Source organism: Vibrio sp. ArtGut-C1, assembly GCF_002105475.1.
Lineage (GTDB): Bacteria > Pseudomonadota > Gammaproteobacteria > Enterobacterales > Vibrionaceae > Vibrio > Vibrio diabolicus.
On the sequence record NZ_NCTH01000006.1, the window covers coordinates 103,651 to 120,847 of the forward strand.

Consider the following 17,197-nt stretch of genomic DNA (forward strand, 5'->3'; position numbering starts at 1 on the left):
AATTAACAATACAGGAATAACAAAAGGGCTCATCGTTTGATGAGCCCTTCTCGTCACTGAATATCGAATTATAGAGACTGTAATAGCTGGTAGTAACGCCCTTTTTGAGCGAGTAGCGTTGGATGATCGCCTTGCTCGATGATCTCACCTTGTTCCATCAAGCAGATGCTATCCATGCTTTCTAATTCTATTAGTCGGTGTGTAATGAATACCACTGTCTTATTAGCAAAGTGCTCATTGAAAAGCGCCATCACTTTCTGTTCCGTACGCTTATCGAGACCTTCAGTTGGTTCATCCAAGAGTAGGATTGGCGCATCACGTAGCAATGCGCGAGCGATACCGATTCGGCGTTTCTCTCCACCAGATAACTGACGACCACCGTCGCCTAACCAAGCGTCTAACCCTGGAGCCTCAAGAAGGCCACCAAGTTCGACTTTTTGAAGAATCTCAGACAGTCGATCATCACTTGCTTCTGGAGCGGCCATGAGTAAGTTGTCACGCAGTGTTCCATTCAGTACATCAACGCGTTGACTGACCACTGTCATTGCTTCTCGCAGGTCAGACTCGCTCCAATCTTGCAGTTTTGTACCACCGATTCGAACTTCACCTTGGTTAACATCCCAGTAGCGACAAAGAAGCTGAATGAGTGTTGATTTACCTGAACCTGTTTGACCTACAATCGCTGTTTTAGTGCCCAACGGTAGTGAGAGTGACAAGTCTTTCAGCACCTTTTGCTGACCGTCAGGGTAAGTGAAGTCAATGTTGTCGAATTCAATGTCTAACGTTGTGCCTTTATGTTTCGATTGCTCAGGGAAGACAACGTCCGGTTCAGCCAAAATTACTTCATTTAAACGACGAGCAGAAGTCAACGTTTGACCCAGGTACTGGAACGCGCCCGCAATAGGCATCAAAATTTCAAAACTTGCCATCGTTGCAAATGCAAACAACGCAATCCAAGGATCAGGAGCACGACCTCCTACGCCGTCTGCAGCAAACCAAAGCATCACAACCAGTGTAAGACCGTTCACAAGCATAAGCAGGCCTGAAGCCATGCCCGTTAAATTCGCGTTCACAAACTGATTAGACAGCAGCTGCTTTTGCTTCTCTAGAATGAGATTGCGATAACGCTCTTCTGCTCCAAAGATACTCAGTTCGCTGTAGCCTTGAAGCCAGTCCAGAGTCGCCACTCGCAATTGCGCTTTATGATGAGTGAGATTCTCGCCATTACTTTTACCAAGTTTATAGAACAACACTGGCCATACAAACAACATGACGGTAAGAATCGAGCCAAGCAGTAGGGCGAGATGCCAATCAAAGAACGCCAGGACAGCCGTTAAACTCAATATGCCAAAAATACCAATCACGACAGGGCTGATAAGTCGAAGGTAAACGTGATCCATCGCATCTACGTCCGCCACTAGGCGGTTGAGCAGATCGGCATCACGCATCGTAGAAACACGACCCGGAATCAGTGGTGCAAGTTTCTTAAAGAAGAAGATACGTAAATCGGTAAGCAGCTTGAACGTTGCATTGTGGCTGACGACACGTTCTCCCCATCGACCTGCGGTTCGAGCCATTGCAGCGCCGCGTACCCCGGCACCTGGTAACATGTAGTTGAAGGTTTCACGAGCAACCGTCAAGCCTGCCACCGCTGCGGCTGAAATAAACCAACCCGATAGCGTTAATAAGCCAATAGATGCAGCTAAGGTCAGAAATGCCAATAGCATACCTAGAGAAAGACCAAACCAATGTTTCTTATAGAGTTTTAGATAAGGGAGTAAATCACGCATCTAAGTTCCCCTTGTCTGTTTCACGTTGTGCGAGGTTCGCTTCCAACATGTCTTTAAATAAGCCATCTTCTGTCGACAGTGTGTCGTAATCACCACGTTGAACAATCTGGCCGTCCTGCATAACAAGAATTTGCGATACGCTTTGTAAAGGTGCCAACTGGTGAGTAATCATCAAATTCGTTGTGGCATGTGCGTACTTGTTAATGCCTTCCATGACGAGTTTTTCACTACGAGCATCTAAGCTTGCGGTCGGTTCATCTAATAACCAAAAACGACCATTTTGTAGCATAGCGCGAGCCAACGCTAAACGCTGGGCTTGGCCGACAGATAAACCACCAGAGCGGTCAGATATCGGGTAATCCAACCCATGCATTTCAACAAATTCAGCAGCATGAGAGTCATTCAAAACAGAATGAACGTCTGCATCTTGAATGTTGTGTTTGCCTAACGTGACGTTATCTCGAATGCTGCCATGTAATAGCATTGGGTTTTGACCAATCCAGCTTACGGCCTCTCGCCATGTGGCGAGATCCAGTTGTGACAATTCACAACCATTAATCTTCAAGCTACCTTGATAAGGCATGAAACCGAGGATGGTGTTTACCAAGCTTGTTTTACCTGCGCCACTTGGTCCAACTAAAGCCGTACTTTTGTTGGCTTCAAGAGAGAAGGATAGGGGACCTGCGAGCTGCTTACCTTCCGGACTAAAAATGGTTAACTCGTCCGCTTCAATATGGATGGGACTACTCTTATCTAACGCTTGGGTGCCATCTTTGACTTGATCGACTTCCAAATCCAGAAACTCGACAATGCTTTCTGCTGCGCCAACCGCTTGCTGTTTCGCATGATAGAACGTGCCCAAATCACGTAATGGCTGATAAAACTCTGGCGCAAGAATCAGAATGAACAAACCAGCAAACAGCGTAACACCTGTGCCGTAGTAGCCGAAATCGAGCTCTCCGATATAACTAAAGCCAAAGTAGACGGCGGTAATTGCGATAGAAATGGAAGTGAAAAACTCTAAAACCGCAGAAGATAGAAACGCGATTTTCAGAACGTCCATGGTGCGAGTACGAAAGACTTCCGAAGCACCCTTCAGAGTTTCAGTTTCAGATTTTGTTCTATCGAATAAGCGAATGGTCGTCATTGCTTGCAAGCGGTCATAAAAGTGACCGGACAAACGCTGCATCGCTTTAAAGTTTTTACGGTTTGCTTCTGCGGCTTTCATCCCAACCAGTGCCATGAAAACAGGCACCAGTGGTGCAGTGACTAGGAAGATCAAGCCTGCCGCCCAGTTTACTGGGAATACGACAACCAAAATAATGAAAGGCACTAGTACCGATAATGACATCTGAGGCAAGTAGCGAGAGAAGAAATCTTGCATATCTTCTACCTGCTCTAAGATGAGCGTCGCCCAGCTGCCGGCAGGTTTGCCTTTGATGTAAGCTGGCCCAAGTTTATGAACTTTATCTAAAATGAGTTGGCGAATATAAACTCGAATTTGCTCACCGCAACGGTAACCGGCAAGCTCTCGACCCCAGGTACAAGCAGCTCGACCGATAACCGTGCCACCAAGCCCAACAAAATGCCAAATGAGGTCGGCTTTGTCGACTTGGTCAATGATTAACTGGTGCAGAATGGAGGCGAGCAGGGCTGCTTGAGCCAATAAAAACACGCTTGAAAGTACGCCTAGGCCTATCGCAATCATAAGCCAGCGCTTGGCTAACTTACTTTGTTGCTTAAGCCACTTATTCAAGCTGCTTTGCTTTTTCTTATCCATCGTGAAGGCTTAATGATAATTGTTTTAATGAGGCGGTAGTATACAAAAGAAAACCCAGCGGGAATACCGCTGGGCTTTAAGGATATGACACAAATGTGAAAAGTTATTTGTCACCAAGTGAGTCTAAGAAACGCTCAGCATCTAATGCCGCCATACAACCTGTACCTGCTGATGTGATAGCTTGACGGTAGTTATGGTCCATAACGTCGCCTGCTGCAAATACACCTTCAATGCTAGTTTGTGTCGCGTTGCCTTCTAGGCCAGACTTAACGATGATGTAGCCATCTTTCATGTCTACTTGGCCTTCAAAGATTTGTGTGTTTGGCTGGTGGCCGATCGCAATAAACGCGCCCATCACTTCAAGGTCTTCAGTCGCACCTGTGTTGACGTCTTTAATACGAACGCCAGTTACGCCCATGTCGTCGCCAAGTACTTCATCGAGAGTTCGATCGGTATGAAGAACGATATTACCGCTTTCAACTTTATCCATCAGACGTTTCACAAGGATCTTCTCTGCACGGAATGAATCGCGGCGGTGGATCAGGTGAACTTCTGACGCAATGTTAGATAGGTAAAGTGCTTCCTCAACAGCAGTGTTACCACCGCCCACAACTGCAACTTTCTGATTACGGTAGAAGAAACCGTCACAGGTTGCACAAGCAGAAACGCCGCGACCTTTAAATGCTTCTTCAGACTCAAGGCCAAGGTATTTTGCTGATGCACCTGTAGAAATAATCAATGCGTCACATGTGTACTCGCCAGAATCGCCTTTTAAACGAAATGGGCGTTGTGATAGTTCTACTTCGTTGATGTGATCAAACACGATCTCAGTTTCGAAACGCTCGGCGTGCTCTTTCATGCGATCCATCAATGCAGGACCTGTCAGACCTTCAGCGTCGCCGGGCCAGTTTTCAACTTCAGTAGTGGTGGTTAGCTGACCACCTTGTTGCATTCCCGTCACAAGCACAGGGTTTAGGTTGGCACGCGCTGCGTACACGGCAGCTGTGTATCCTGCTGGACCAGAACCAAGAATTAATAGTTTACAATGTTTTACGTCGCTCATTATGGCTCCAAAAAGGGCTGAACATTTCCCTCGATTGTATGGAAATTCTTAGTGCTTTAAAAGCATAAACAACGATTGTGATCGAATAATTGGTTATAGATTAGAACCCACTAAAGATTGATAAAGAACGTTGACTTCTAGCATAAAATTCTATTCGTAGTAGAGAAGTCTAGTTTCAAATATCGCCAAAGCGCAAAACTGAAACATGGTTCTGTATTTGTGCTTTGGATTGGTCTGTTATGTTGTTTTTGTTATTTTGTTGAAGCTATCAACGTTAAAAGCTGGCAATTGCAGAATATTTGCGTAACCTAGTGTGTAAATTAAATGTTAATTAATGTGCCTCATTAAAGGAGACAATGATGTTACATTCACGTGAGAATACTCTGCATTTAACACAGCTCAGCATGGCAGCAATAGAGCAGCTTTCCCCATCGTTTGAAGAACTGCCTCGTACCGAGCATGCAGATGGTCAGTATCGACTAAGACGTTATTCTGTGGTTGGTTTTGATAATGGCAAAGTCATTGACTTAAACAAAAACAGCTTTGTTCAATCGTCTGATATCAACCGATTCCAAGGTGATGTTGTAAGACAATTTGAGCCGATTGAGAAGGATATTCTCATCAGTGATGGTTTCCGAGAAATGTGCGAATTGTTTGTCAATGCGAATCATCTGCCTAACGGCCAGGAAATAGAAATTCACCAAATCCGAATCACAGCGCTAGAAGAAGAAACTCAAGTGGCACCTGAAGGTGTGCACCAAGACGGTTTTGATCACATTGCAATGGTTGGCGTAGGACGCCATAACATCATTGGTGGTGACATCATGCTGTACAGCAGTCATAACCAAGCCCCATTTTTCCGTAAGGTGTTAGAAACGGGTGAGGTTGCAATATTGGCAGACAGTAAACTGTGGCACAACGCGTGCCCAATCCGTTCTGTCATTGATGATGAAGCGGGTCATATGGATGTGTTTGTACTCACGGCTACGGATAAGCGCAATGAACTTCAATCTTAATCTGATCAGAGAGCAGTTTCCGGCACTCGCTCAATACCATAACGACAAACCTGTGACGTTTTTTGATGGTCCAGGCGGGTCACAGGTACCTCAATCAGTGCTAGATAGCATGGTGGGGTATTTAGGTCGTTTCAACGCCAACTTAGGCGGGCATTATTTTTCTAGCCAAAAGACGGTTGACGTGATGCAAAATGCACGCGAGTCAGCGCAAGCTCTGCTAAACGCGCCGTCGTCTGGCAATATCGTCTTCGGCGCGAACATGACATCGTTAACCTTTCAGCTCAGCCGTGCGATTAGCCGAGATTGGCAAGAGGGAGATGAGATCATTGTTTCTGCTTTGGACCACTATTCGAATGTGTCTAGCTGGCAGCAAGCGGCAGAAGATAAAGGCGTTACGGTTCATCAGGTTCGTATCAACGAAGATGATTGTACGTTGGACTTGGAGCATTTAAGCAGTCTTCTTTCTGATAAAACGCGCCTTGTAGCGGTGACCTATGCATCGAATACGACTGGTTCTATCGTGGATGTGCAGCGAGTAGTAAGCATGGCGCACAACGTTGGGGCACAAGTTTATGTGGATGCCGTTCATTATGCGCCTCATCATTTGGTTGATGTTCAAGCGCTAGGCTGTGACTTTTTAGCTTGCTCAGCTTACAAGTTTTTCGGCCCGCACGTTGGTATTGCTTACATAGCCGATCAGTGGCTGCACAGTATTCGTCCGTACAAAGTCGAGCCTGCTACCAATATTGGCCCAGGCCGATTTGAAACGGGGACGCAAAGTTTTGAAGGTCTTGCTGGTGTCGTTGCTGCGGTTGAGTATCTGGCTCAGTTTGGTGAAGCCGGTTTACCTCTTCGTCAACGATTGGAGCAAAGTTACCAATTGTATGAACAACATGAGCAACGCTTGAGTGAGCGTTTCTTACAGCGTCTGAGTGCACTAGATGGTGTCAATCTATTTGGCATTGCGAAAGAAGATAGCCAGCTCCGCACACCAACTTTTGCGCTAACATTCGACCGATATTCTCCAGAATTCATCGCGAAAACGCTGGGTGAACACAACATCTGTGTTTGGAACGGCCACTTTTATGCGCTGGGCTTAGTTCGTCAACTTGGTCTAGAAGAGTCGGGTGGTGTAGTACGAATTGGTTGCATGCATTACAACACAATAGAAGAAGTCGATATGTTGTTCGATGTACTAGAAAACATCCTTGATGCGTAACTGATCATATCTTCCTGATAGAAAAACAAAAGCTCGAGTTTGACTCGAGCTTTTTCGATTTTATTTTCAACAAACCAGCTATATATGCGTATATGCGATTAGGCGCTTACTTCTACTTCATAGGAAGTGAATTTTCTTACGTTGATCACGCCAGTGTCAAAAATGAGGTATTGACCTTTGATGCCTTGCAAAGTGCCAGTAACAACCGGGTTTTTATCGAAATTATGCGAGGTGATCTTAGTTGGGTGCTGTTGCACCGGATAGCTAAGGTCGGTAATGCTTTCGCTCAATACTTCAATTGCATCTTCACCGAATTTCTGTTTTATCTCAGCAATCTTATCTTCGACCAACGGCAATAGCTCAGCAAAACGATCTTGCAGTGCCATTGGTTCACCATCGCCTTTCAACAGTGTGCGCCAATTGGTTTTATCTGCGATATGTTTCGCCAGTTCAACTTCAATTAAACCGGAGATATGGCGAGTTTTTACCTTAAAAATTGGCAAACCCTGAGTCGCACCTTGATCAATCCAACGAGTTGGGATTTGCGTATGACGAGTGATACCAACTTTTAAGCTGGATGTATTGGATAGGTAGACAAAGTGATCCACCATGCAGTTCTCTTCGCCCCATTGTGGCTCGCGACAAGTCCCTTGGTCGTAGTGACAAGTCTCTGGCTTCAAGATGCACATATCGCAGCTTGCTAGCTTTTTCATACAGACAAAACAATGGCCTTGCGAATAGCTCTTTTTCGTTTTCTTACCACATGAGCAACAAAAAATATTGCCCGTGTGAGTCAGTGTGAGCGTTTACCCAGAAACGGCGATAGATCAATCTCTTCCTCACCAACAGGTAGACGGTAACTGACAGCACCGTCCAGAGATGCACGCATTTTATTTAGCGTACCAGTTGCAATTAATGACATGACATTACTCATTATTGTGTTTTTGCACAGTATATCCGAAGTGGTGATGAGATGCAGGGTTGACAGACACATTAAAGCGAAATGTATAGCTCTGAAATGTTATGCACTGGCCTTCATGGGTTAGGAAATACGGTTGTGAAATGCTTCGCAAATAACAAGTGAACCGCATTTTTGAGAGATTTAAAAACGTGATAACGGTTCAAAACACGTTACCATGTATCGAAAGTAAGAACGAAGACTAAAAGTAATTTTGTTTCTTGATAAATGGCTTTGTTTGAAGTTCGAAAAATCATTGAGTACATTGTGTTGTATATAAGCTGAGCAGGTCACTCGCCCATGAAGTGGATCCATAAATTTATCTTTGCCCTCTCTATTTGCACTATTAGTTTGGTTGCGCTTTATAGTGTTCTTGGCGATACACGAAAGCTGACCATTACACCAGAACATTTCAATATCTATGCGACTAAAGACGCCAGCGAAGGTGGCTTGAGTGAGGCTGATATTATTTACGATAAGCAAAGCCTAGTTCTCAGCTGTGACTTAAAGCAAAGCTCGTATGCTTGGCCTTATTGCGGAATCTCTGTTTATACCGATTCCACAACGCCAACACAGGGGATTGACCTTTCCAATTACCATACGATTCGATTGAAAGTGAGATATGAAGAGGCGGGGGTGGGGCCCAATCCGAGCCATGATTTGCGTTTATATCTGCGCAACTATAACCCTGAGTATTCCAAACCAGACGACGAGTACACTATTAAATACAATGGCATGCAGTTTTCTCCGTCCGGTTCAAACGACATCATCGAAATTCCGATTAAAAATTTACAGGTGATGACGTGGTGGTTAGTAGACAACAAAGTCGCGATTGAACACTCTGCACCTGAATTTTCAAACATCACACGTATTGATATCGCGACCGGATCTGGTGCGGCACTTGGCGAGCACAAAATTGTGATTGATAAAATTGAGTTTGAAGGCGCTTACCTTGCACAAGAAACGTTACTGTATGCGCTCTTACTCTCTTGGATGGCGCTTGGACTGGCATTTTCTCTGCACGAATTACGAAAAAATCGAGTCGCTTATGAAAAAGCGAAAAAACGTCATCGTCATTTAGAGAAGGTGAATGGTACGTTGCGAGCTCAAAACTATGAGTTTGCAGAGTTGGCGCATCGCGATGCGTTGACGGGAGCGATGAACCGTCACGCAGTTCAGCACTGGCTTGAGCAGCAATCACGCCAAGTTCGCTGGGGACATAGTACATTCAGTATCCTTTATATGGATTTGGATAAATTTAAGAAGGTGAATGACAAATTTGGGCACCAAATGGGGGATGACATATTGCGCGAATTTGTCATGGTGGTGGCAAGTTCCATCTACCCAGATGACCGACTTGTTCGTTGGGGGGGAGAAGAGTTTGTTGTATTTTGCCCTGACACCAATATTGAGCAAGCTGTGAAGAAGTCGGAAATGATTCGCAAAAATGTGGAGAGTCATTTGTGGGTACACGGTGAATCATTAACATGCAGTATTGGCGTCGCCCAAATGCAAAATGAACGTGTCTCAGAAACCATGGCGAGAGCAGACGAAGTGCTTTACCAAGCGAAGCGCAATGGTCGTAACCGGGTCGAGGTTCATTATGGTTTGCTTGCCTGCGAAAAGAAGCAAGCCTGATAGCCGTTCACTGAAAGGAAAGAAAAAAGGTGGCCAACTGGCCACCAAGAGGGAAACTGCTGAACACCACTTAGGGGGAAGTTTGGGTCATCGATGTGATTACCGTGAGCAGCAGTGTAGTGCTAATCGAGCTTGTTGTTTTTTACCAGAATAACCAAGCGAAAAGCGTTAGTGCAGCAATACAGGCAATGTTTAAGACGAAGCCAATTCGCATCATTTCTTTTTGCTTGATATGACCCGTACCGAACACAATCGCGTTTGGAGGTGTTGCAACTGGTAACATAAATGCACAAGATGCAGCGACGGCAATCAAAGCAGAGAGAATGACCGGAGACATGCCTAAGGCCTCTGCGATGGTTGCAAATACAGGGACCAGTAGTGCAGCACTGGCGGTGTTACTTGCAAACTCAGTCAAGAAGACAACAAAAGCAACCACTGCAAGAATCGTTAGGAGAATACCGGCTTGCTCAAGGAAGCCTGACAAGCTATGAGCCAAAAATACGCTTGTTCCGGTTGCTTTTAGAACGTTGCTCAAACAGATACCACCACCAAATAGGATTAACACACCCCAGTCGGTTGTTTTCTCAATATCTTTCCACTCGACGGCGCGAGAAGCCCCAAGCAGAAGGATCGCACCTATTGCGACAAGGGTATCGAACTTAGCGAAGCCACCTAGCATAGCGTTAATAGGCTTACTGAAAATCCACAACGTGACCGTCAGTAAGAAAATCGCCAGCGTAATCATTTTGCCGTTTGTCCACTCGACTGGTTGATGGTCAAGGTCAAACTTGTGGCTAAGGTCAGGCTTAGTCATGGTGTACAAAACGAGAATAGCGATTGGCATTAGTACTAATGAGATAGGCACACCGAGCTTCATCCACTCAGTAAAACTTAGGCCGACTTCAGCTGCTGCAATGGCGTTTGGTGGGCTACCAACCAGCGTTGCAATACCACCAATCGAAGCGCTGTAAGCGATGCCGAGCAGAACAAACAAAAAGGTATTGTGATTTTTCTTCGCGTCTAGCTTTGTCATCACACCCAGTACAAGGGGCAGCATCATAGCGGCAGTGGCGGTGTTTGAAATCCACATCGACAGGCCAGCACTAACACCAAATAGCATGAATACAGCGACAGACATTTTGCCTCGTGCGAGTAACAGCACTTTATCAGCAATAGCTTGGTCTAACTTCTGTTTATGCAAAGCCGCAGCAAGTGCAAAACCACCTAAGAATAGAAAGATGATGGAGTTGGAGAAGTTGTTCAGCGCGGTCTGAGTGTTAAACACGCCTAAAAATACCGCAAGTAATGGTATAAGCAGCGCGGTTATGCTGACGTGAATCGCTTCGGTTAGCCAAAGAATAGCAACAAAAACTAAGATGCTTAGGCCGGTTACTACTTGTGGCTCAAAGGGTAGGGTATTAAACAAGATAATGAACAATACGATATTCGCGTTCAAAATCATGCTGTTGCGAGTGAAGAACCAGTTCTTCAATGTCACAGCGAGTGCGGTCATGGGTAGTGCTCCTTTTGCATTGCCTTTTGTCGGTTTTTTATGGCAAAGTAACTGACTTGTAGTTATTTATTGATTAAATGTTACTTGGAATGCAAAAAAGAGTTTTGCCTGAATCGTAGAGCAAATTAGAAAATGTGATGTTGAGAATTGGAAATGGGTAGAAAACTACCCATTTGTTTTATAGAAATGTTATTAACCTTGTGAGCTGCGTTGTTCCTCTATTCGACGGGAACTTGCAGAGGCTCATTAGAGATTTTTTCAGGCTCTTTTACTGCAACGATAGGTTCTTGAGGACCAAGAAACTTGGGCTGCGTATTAATAATGTAGAGGTCTAAAAAGGCTTTCACACGGGCGAGCAATTCTCGAATACGCATTGATGTTTTTTGTTTGTTTGTCGTAGGTCCTGCTACCGCAAGACACTGCGCATCAATGTTGTAAGCATCGGCAATAAACAGCGCTCGCTCACAATGAAAGCGCTGAGTCACAATCAGAAAGCGCTCCGAAGCAAAAATCTTTTTCGCCCTCACAATCGAATCTAGAGTACGAAAGCCAGCATAATCAAGGTGAATCACTTCCTCAGGCACGCCGGCTTTAAGTAAGTCGCGTTTCATCGTCCACGGTTCGTTGTAGGAGCGATGGGCGTTATCGCCACTCAATAAAAACTGTTTTACTTTGCCTTGGTTGTAAAGCTCAATCGCCGCATTAATACGATGAGTGTAGTAAGTGTTGAGGATCTTACCGATGTATTTACTGGTACCGAGAACCACAGCAACCTCATGTTGAGGTATTTGTTCGTATTCAGTGAAAATGCTTTCTTTGGCTTGTAAAACCACCCACCGGTCGATGGCAATAACAGAAACAAGCAGACTAAGTACAGAGATCGACAAAATCAAAGCAAGTCGCTTCCAGGAAAATTTCAGCTTCCACTTTGATCTTATGCGAGAAAACAACAAAACGTTTTATATCCTTAACTAAAAATGTAGTTCTCATCATATCTGATAGAAACAAAAAGAGAGAAGCCCATTTATGCCAAAATCTGGTTAGGATGATAAAAAAATAAAAGCCCCTACATGGTAGGGGCTAATTATTAAACGAAATGTCTCAAGCTTAAAACGCAGTGCGTTTGTAGCGACGGTAAACCGGCTGCCAGAACGATTGTTCAATCGCCACGTTCAATGCTTCATCAGTAATTTCTAATGCCACACCTTGTTCGATTGCCTTCTTACCAACAGCAAACGCGATCTTTTTCGATACCGAGTGGATCTCTTCCAACGGTGGAAGTAGCGCACCACGACCGTTGATTGCTAGAGGAGAGCATGTTGCGAGCGCACGGCTTGATTCCATTAGCATCTCGTCGGTGACACGTTTTGCGTTTACAGCAAGTACACCAAGGCCAATGCCAGGGAAGATGTAGCTGTTGTTACATTGGGCAATAGGGTAAGTGCGACCTTCATGAACCACAGGCTCAAATGGGCTACCTGTTGCAACCAGTGCTTCACCATTTGTCCAACGAATGATGTCGTTCGGTGTTGCTTCTACGCGGCTTGTTGGGTTCGACAGTGGGAAGACAATCGGACGCTTACAGTGTTTATGCATTTCTTCGATGACTTCTTGGCTAAATAGGCCAGGAGCACCAGAAACACCAATTAGTACCGTTGGCTTGGCGTTACGCATAACATCGAGTAGTGAGAAGCCATTTCCTTCATTTTCCCACTCTTTCGTATTGGTATGTTTCTGCACCAAGCGTTGTTGGAAATCAAGAAGGTTAGGCATACCTTCTTGTAACAGACCCCAACGGTCAACCATGTAAACTTGTGAGCGAGCTTGCTCGTCAGAAATCCCTTCCGATACCATTTGTGCGATGATCGCTTCTGCGATACCGCAACCAGCAGAGCCAGCGCCCAAGAAGGTGATACGCTGTTTAGACAGCTGAGTGCCTGCTGCTTTACAGGCTGCAAGTAGAGAGCCAACAGTAACGGCCGCCGTGCCTTGAATATCATCATTGAAGCAGCACACGCGATCTTTGTAACGCTCAAGAAGAGGCATCGCATTTTTCTGAGCAAAGTCTTCGAACTGGATCAAGGCATCAGGCCAACGGCGCTGTACTGCTTGAATAAACTCTTCTACAAATGCATCGTATTCTGCACCCGTAATACGAGGGTGACGCCAACCCATGTACATCGGATCAGCTAAACGTTGCGGGTTATTGGTACCCACATCAAGCACGATTGGTAGCGTGTAAGCAGGGCTGATACCACCACACGCGGTATAAAGTGACAGTTTACCAATAGGAATACCCATGCCGCCGATACCTTGGTCACCCAAGCCAAGGATACGTTCACCATCTGTCACAACAATCACTTTAACGTTGTGGTTTGCTGCATTATTCAGCAAGTCGTCAATACGGTCACGGTTCGGATATGAAATGAATAGACCACGACCACGGCGGTAAATGTTAGAGAAGTTTTCACATGCTGCGCCGACAGTTGGCGTGTAGATGATAGGCATCATCTCAGAAATGTGGTTTTGCACTAGGCGGTAATACAGTGTTTCGTTGGTGTCTTGGATATTACGCAGATAAATGTGCTTATCCATATCGCTTTCGAAACTCTTGTATTGCTGGTAGGCACGTTCCACCTGCTCTTGGATTGTTTCGGTAGACTCTGGAAGCAAGCCTTCTAAGTTGAATGAACTACGTTCTTCAGCAGAGAATGCACTGCCTTTGTTCAAAAGAGGGGTTGCTAAAAGAGCCGGACCCGCATATGGAATATATAGTGGGCGTTTATCGTTGTTCATTGGGTGCCTTATGTAGGGTTGAAGGATGCGCACCAAATTTTAACGGGTTCACCATTTAGTTGTAAACATGCGTTGATGCACATCAATGTAATGTCGCAAAAAAACTCAGATACCGCCGAAAATATCGGCAATATTGGTTGTTTAGAGATACCTAAAGCAGGATTTTTTTACTTGGGTATAATGTTCTGCATCATCAAATCAAATCCAATTTCTATGTTTCAACTACCTATCGACAGCCTGCAAGCTGAGTTTGACCAACATGTGAACCAAAACCATCTCGTGGTGGAAGCCGAAACCGGGTCAGGTAAATCTACCCGTTTGCCTATGTGGGCGGCAAAACACGGACGCGTGCTGGTTATTGAACCACGTCGAATTGCTTGTACCTCGCTGGCTGAATATCTTGCGGAGCAATCTGGTGAGCCAATAGGTCGCAAAGTCGGTTACGCGATCAAGCTTCATGCCTACTTTGATGAAAAAACCGAAGTTGTATTTGTGACTCCGGGAGTCGCACTGCGTTGGTTTGCGGAAAACAAGCTAGCAGGCTTCGATATCGTGATAGTGGACGAATTTCACGAGCGACGCTGGGATATTGATCTATTAACCGCAATTTTGAAGCAAGAAAATCAACATCGGTTGATCGTCACTTCCGCTACGCTGGAGGGCGAAAAGCTAGCGCGTTACCTGAATGCGAAGCGTCTGCGATCTGAAGGGCGTTGCTTTCCAGTCACGGTGACACATCGTTCCACAGACAGCCGCTATTTACCGAACAAAAAGGGATGTGAACAGGAGGTTGTCGGAGCGGTAAAAGAGGCACTGAAAGATGAAGATGGCGATATTCTTGTTTTTCTCCCAGGACGTAAAGAGATCACCCAATGTGCGCAGATGCTACAAAGTTGCGGCGATGTCATGGTGGTCAAACTTCATGCCTCGGTTAGTGATGAAGAACGGCACTGCGCGTTAACTACGCAAAAACAACGAAAAGTCGTATTGGCAACCAATGTTGCGGAAACCTCCTTAACGATACCTAACATCCGAGTTGTCATTGATAGCGGCTTAGAGCGTCGAACCATTCAACGTAACGGTCGCACAGCGTTAACGCTGACCCACATTTCTAAGGCCAGCGCCGCGCAGCGAATGGGGCGGGCGGGCCGTGTTGCTGAAGGGGCTTGTATTCGTCTATATGGTGAACACGCGCCTTTAGAATTAGTGACGCCTCCAGAATTGCACAGAGAAGAGCTCGTCGAGCCCATGCTGGCAGCGGCTTGTTGTGGATACCGTCTTTCAACACTCGATTTTCTCGACTCAATTCCAGAAAAGTCGCTTAAGGCATCTCATTTAACCTTGCTGTCCATGGAAGCGATTGATGAAGGCGGCAATGTCACGAAGCACGGTAGAAAAGTATACCCACTACCTATTGATGCACTGTTTGCCGATCTCGTTACCAGAATTCAAGCTAAGACAGAGAAGGAAGCAATGATTGACTTGGCAGCAGCATTATCTGTGCCTGCGCAACTCTATCAGCGACAAAGTGGCGAAGTCGCTGAGCTTCTATCTCAAGAGGAGCCATACGGATGTGATGCCTCTTTGCTTATCCGTTTGGTCCGGGGGGAGCGACTTCCGGGCATTGTCATTGATGCCAGCGCACTCGAAGAGGCACAAGGTTTAGCGAAACAAATGCGAGAAGTATTTGAATTACCGGAACTTGACGTTGCCTCTCGATATAAACGTGAAGCGCTCTTTTTCTCCATCGCCTCATTGCACCCTGAGCTTGTGTTTGTCCGACGAGCTCGTCGAAGAGATGCTCTAGGAAATGGCGTAGTCGAGATGCTGGTTGGGCGTAACAGCCGCTTTCCTGATAAAGAAGAAGCGGCCATTGTGCTAGATAGCCATAGCGTGCCAGGACGAGGTGTTAAGCAAACACTAAACCTCGCATCGGTCATGATGCCTATCCCGCTGACATTATTACGCGAACTTGAATTTGGGGAGTGGCAACAAGGTGAGACGAATTATGAAGAAGAGACGCCAAGAGCAACGATGCATTTGGTCTACGCCGGGCGAACAGTCTGTTCTGAACACCAAGCGTTACAAGGTGATGTTGCTGTTCAGTCTATTGTCGAAATGATAGAAGACGAGACCCTGTTACCAGGTTTTGCTTCTCAAAGAAAACAACAAATCCAACACTGGAAACTCTACAACGCATTGGGCCTTAATGTCGAAGGAGAAGAGGTTAACGACTTGGCCTCCTTGACATTTTCTAGCTGGTTAAAGGAGCAGTTGGAAACATTGGGCGTTGAAAATGTCGATGATATGGCGTTGTTTGAACCGGAAGACTTAACATTTAACGGTGTTCCAGAATGGGAATACGACGATTTCACGGAGCAGTACCCTTTAGAACTTGCGCTGCCAGAACTCCAACTGGATGTTGAGTATTACGCGTCTCGCAAGCTGGTACAGGTCATTTATCGAGAGGGAAACCGTAAGGGAGACCCGAAGCGCTGGGAGCTGCCACGCTGGGCTGGTTGGAAGATACAGTATAAAAAGGCCAGTCGAGTGATTGATGTGAAGTAGGTAGGCGGATGACGCTGTGACAAGAATTGATATTTTCTTGGTGAATCTATAATGATTTCATATTGATAGCGTTACTTACGTGTTGTTTTTAGTTTCTTAATTGAAATATTAATCAATTGAATGCTTATATATGGCGAAGCTGTACATCAGTTGTTACAAAGCTGGTTTTAATATTTCCTTTTGCATGTAAATTAGTGCATAAAAGACGAATGTTTTATATCCCATTGCTATATCAAAACAGTTGAACGATATTTGGTATATCTCATTTTCGAGTGTCGGGGGCATAGAATGGATCAACAAGGAAAGACGTGCATTGAATTCGACTACACTAGCTTTTTAGGGGCGACAGGTAGTAAAAAATGGACCTTTTTAGAGGCATTTGCCACCATCGCGCCTATTTTCGGTTTGATGTGGAAACAGAACATTGCGGAATTGAGCAAGCCTGAAGATCGGTTGTGGGATGCCGCATTAAAATCGATGTCTTCTCGTAAAAGTGATGAATCCAATTTGGTCCGCTTAACCCAGTTAGCTAAACATGAAGGGATCAATGAATTGCGAGTCGTTATGCCATATTCGCTCGATGTTCAGCAAATCGAGTACATAGAATCTCGCAGTCAGTTGAAAGTGGACACGTCAGAACAAGATGTTCTTAACATCAAGTTTTAAGCTGAGTATTTCCACTTCATAAATGTACCACTTAACAATAGTGCAATGAAAAGCGACCTCAAAGTAGGTCGCTTTTTTATTTTGAGGTTTTTGTCACAGGTCTTGGAAGTGTGATGAATATAGAGTATTTGCACTTAAATTAACAAAAATGTAACGTTTGGAAATGCAATTGTCATAACTAGCTTCTAAC

General features: G+C 45.2%; 11 protein-coding genes and 1 pseudogene. 5 read left to right on the forward strand and 7 right to left on the reverse strand.

Annotated elements, in window-relative coordinates; translation table 11 throughout:
* Positions 1–68: 68 nt before the first annotated feature.
* From cydC to trxB, 3 genes are all read right to left on the reverse strand, one after another.
* Positions 69–1,790, reverse strand: coding sequence for a cysteine/glutathione ABC transporter ATP-binding protein/permease CydC (gene cydC, locus B7360_RS07330; protein WP_085343143.1), 1,722 nt, complete (start codon positions 1,788–1,790; stop codon positions 69–71).
* Positions 1,783–3,570, reverse strand: coding sequence for a cysteine/glutathione ABC transporter permease/ATP-binding protein CydD (gene cydD, locus B7360_RS07335; RefSeq protein WP_085343145.1), 1,788 nt, complete (start codon positions 3,568–3,570; stop codon positions 1,783–1,785). The genes cydC and cydD overlap by 8 nt, the downstream gene beginning before the upstream one ends.
* 103 nt (positions 3,571–3,673) lie before the next feature.
* On the reverse strand, positions 3,674–4,633 hold the full coding sequence (gene trxB / locus B7360_RS07340; RefSeq protein ID WP_005393195.1) for a thioredoxin-disulfide reductase: 960 nt from the start codon (positions 4,631–4,633) through the stop codon (positions 3,674–3,676).
* Between the two features lie 359 nt (positions 4,634–4,992).
* On the opposite strand from trxB, the gene B7360_RS07345 reads away from it, so the two are divergent.
* Both B7360_RS07345 and B7360_RS07350 read left to right on the forward strand, forming a co-directional pair.
* A complete protein-coding gene (locus B7360_RS07345; protein ID WP_074191154.1) occupies positions 4,993–5,649 on the forward strand; it encodes a 2OG-Fe dioxygenase family protein in 657 nt (218 codons plus the stop codon).
* Positions 5,633–6,868: a cysteine desulfurase-like protein gene (locus B7360_RS07350; RefSeq protein ID WP_085343147.1), complete on the forward strand. Its 1,236-nt coding sequence runs from the start codon at positions 5,633–5,635 to the stop codon at positions 6,866–6,868. Before B7360_RS07345 ends, B7360_RS07350 begins: the two co-directional genes overlap by 17 nt.
* Positions 6,869–6,966: 98 nt before the next feature.
* Here the strand turns inward: B7360_RS07350 and B7360_RS07355 are convergent.
* Positions 6,967–7,790, reverse strand: a pseudogene (locus tag B7360_RS07355) (DUF2797 domain-containing protein).
* A gap of 336 nt (positions 7,791–8,126) precedes the next feature.
* Here B7360_RS07355 and B7360_RS07360 point away from each other — a divergent pair.
* Positions 8,127–9,464: a GGDEF domain-containing protein gene (locus B7360_RS07360; protein WP_048626262.1), complete on the forward strand. Its 1,338-nt coding sequence runs from the start codon at positions 8,127–8,129 to the stop codon at positions 9,462–9,464.
* Positions 9,465–9,606: 142 nt separating this feature from the next.
* Here B7360_RS07360 and B7360_RS07365 read toward each other — a convergent pair whose 3' ends face one another.
* The 3 genes from B7360_RS07365 to B7360_RS07375 all read right to left on the reverse strand — a co-directional run bounded on the left by B7360_RS07365 (position 9,607) and on the right by B7360_RS07375 (position 13,773).
* Positions 9,607–10,977, reverse strand: coding sequence for a DASS family sodium-coupled anion symporter (locus B7360_RS07365; protein WP_005395853.1), 1,371 nt, complete (start codon positions 10,975–10,977; stop codon positions 9,607–9,609).
* Between the two features lie 218 nt (positions 10,978–11,195).
* Complete coding sequence (locus B7360_RS07370; protein ID WP_031780501.1) at positions 11,196–11,930, reverse strand: vancomycin high temperature exclusion protein; 735 nt, start codon at positions 11,928–11,930, stop codon at positions 11,196–11,198.
* Positions 11,931–12,084: 154 nt separating this feature from the next.
* Complete coding sequence (locus tag B7360_RS07375) at positions 12,085–13,773, reverse strand: NAD-dependent malic enzyme (RefSeq protein ID WP_005395857.1); 1,689 nt, start codon at positions 13,771–13,773, stop codon at positions 12,085–12,087.
* Positions 13,774–13,986: 213 nt separating this feature from the next.
* Here B7360_RS07375 and B7360_RS07380 point away from each other — a divergent pair, with 213 nt between their 5' ends.
* Both B7360_RS07380 and B7360_RS07385 read left to right on the forward strand, forming a co-directional pair.
* On the forward strand, positions 13,987–16,341 hold the full coding sequence (locus B7360_RS07380; protein ID WP_085343221.1) for a helicase-related protein: 2,355 nt from the start codon (positions 13,987–13,989) through the stop codon (positions 16,339–16,341).
* Between the two features lie 288 nt (positions 16,342–16,629).
* Positions 16,630–17,007 carry a hypothetical protein gene (locus tag B7360_RS07385; protein WP_005377965.1) on the forward strand — a complete coding sequence of 126 codons (378 nt, stop codon included), beginning with the start codon at positions 16,630–16,632 and terminating at the stop codon, positions 17,005–17,007.
* Positions 17,008–17,197: the final 190 nt, after the last annotated feature.

Bases quoted from the DNA above. Each gene is read 5' to 3' on its own strand.
- cydC (WP_085343143.1), bottom strand. From the start codon at position 1,790: ATGCGTGATTTACTCCCTTATCTAAAACTCTATAAGAAACATTGGTTT.
- cydD (WP_085343145.1), bottom strand. From the start codon at position 3,570: ATGGATAAGAAAAAGCAAAGCAGCTTGAATAAGTGGCTTAAGCAACAA.
- trxB (WP_005393195.1), bottom strand. From the start codon at position 4,633: ATGAGCGACGTAAAACATTGTAAACTATTAATTCTTGGTTCTGGTCCA.
- B7360_RS07345 (WP_074191154.1), top strand. From the start codon at position 4,993: ATGTTACATTCACGTGAGAATACTCTGCATTTAACACAGCTCAGCATG.
- B7360_RS07350 (WP_085343147.1), top strand. From the start codon at position 5,633: ATGAACTTCAATCTTAATCTGATCAGAGAGCAGTTTCCGGCACTCGCT.
- B7360_RS07360 (WP_048626262.1), top strand. From the start codon at position 8,127: ATGAAGTGGATCCATAAATTTATCTTTGCCCTCTCTATTTGCACTATT.
- B7360_RS07365 (WP_005395853.1), bottom strand. From the start codon at position 10,977: ATGACCGCACTCGCTGTGACATTGAAGAACTGGTTCTTCACTCGCAAC.
- B7360_RS07375 (WP_005395857.1), bottom strand. From the start codon at position 13,773: ATGAACAACGATAAACGCCCACTATATATTCCATATGCGGGTCCGGCT.
- B7360_RS07380 (WP_085343221.1), top strand. From the start codon at position 13,987: ATGTTTCAACTACCTATCGACAGCCTGCAAGCTGAGTTTGACCAACAT.
- B7360_RS07385 (WP_005377965.1), top strand. From the start codon at position 16,630: ATGGATCAACAAGGAAAGACGTGCATTGAATTCGACTACACTAGCTTT.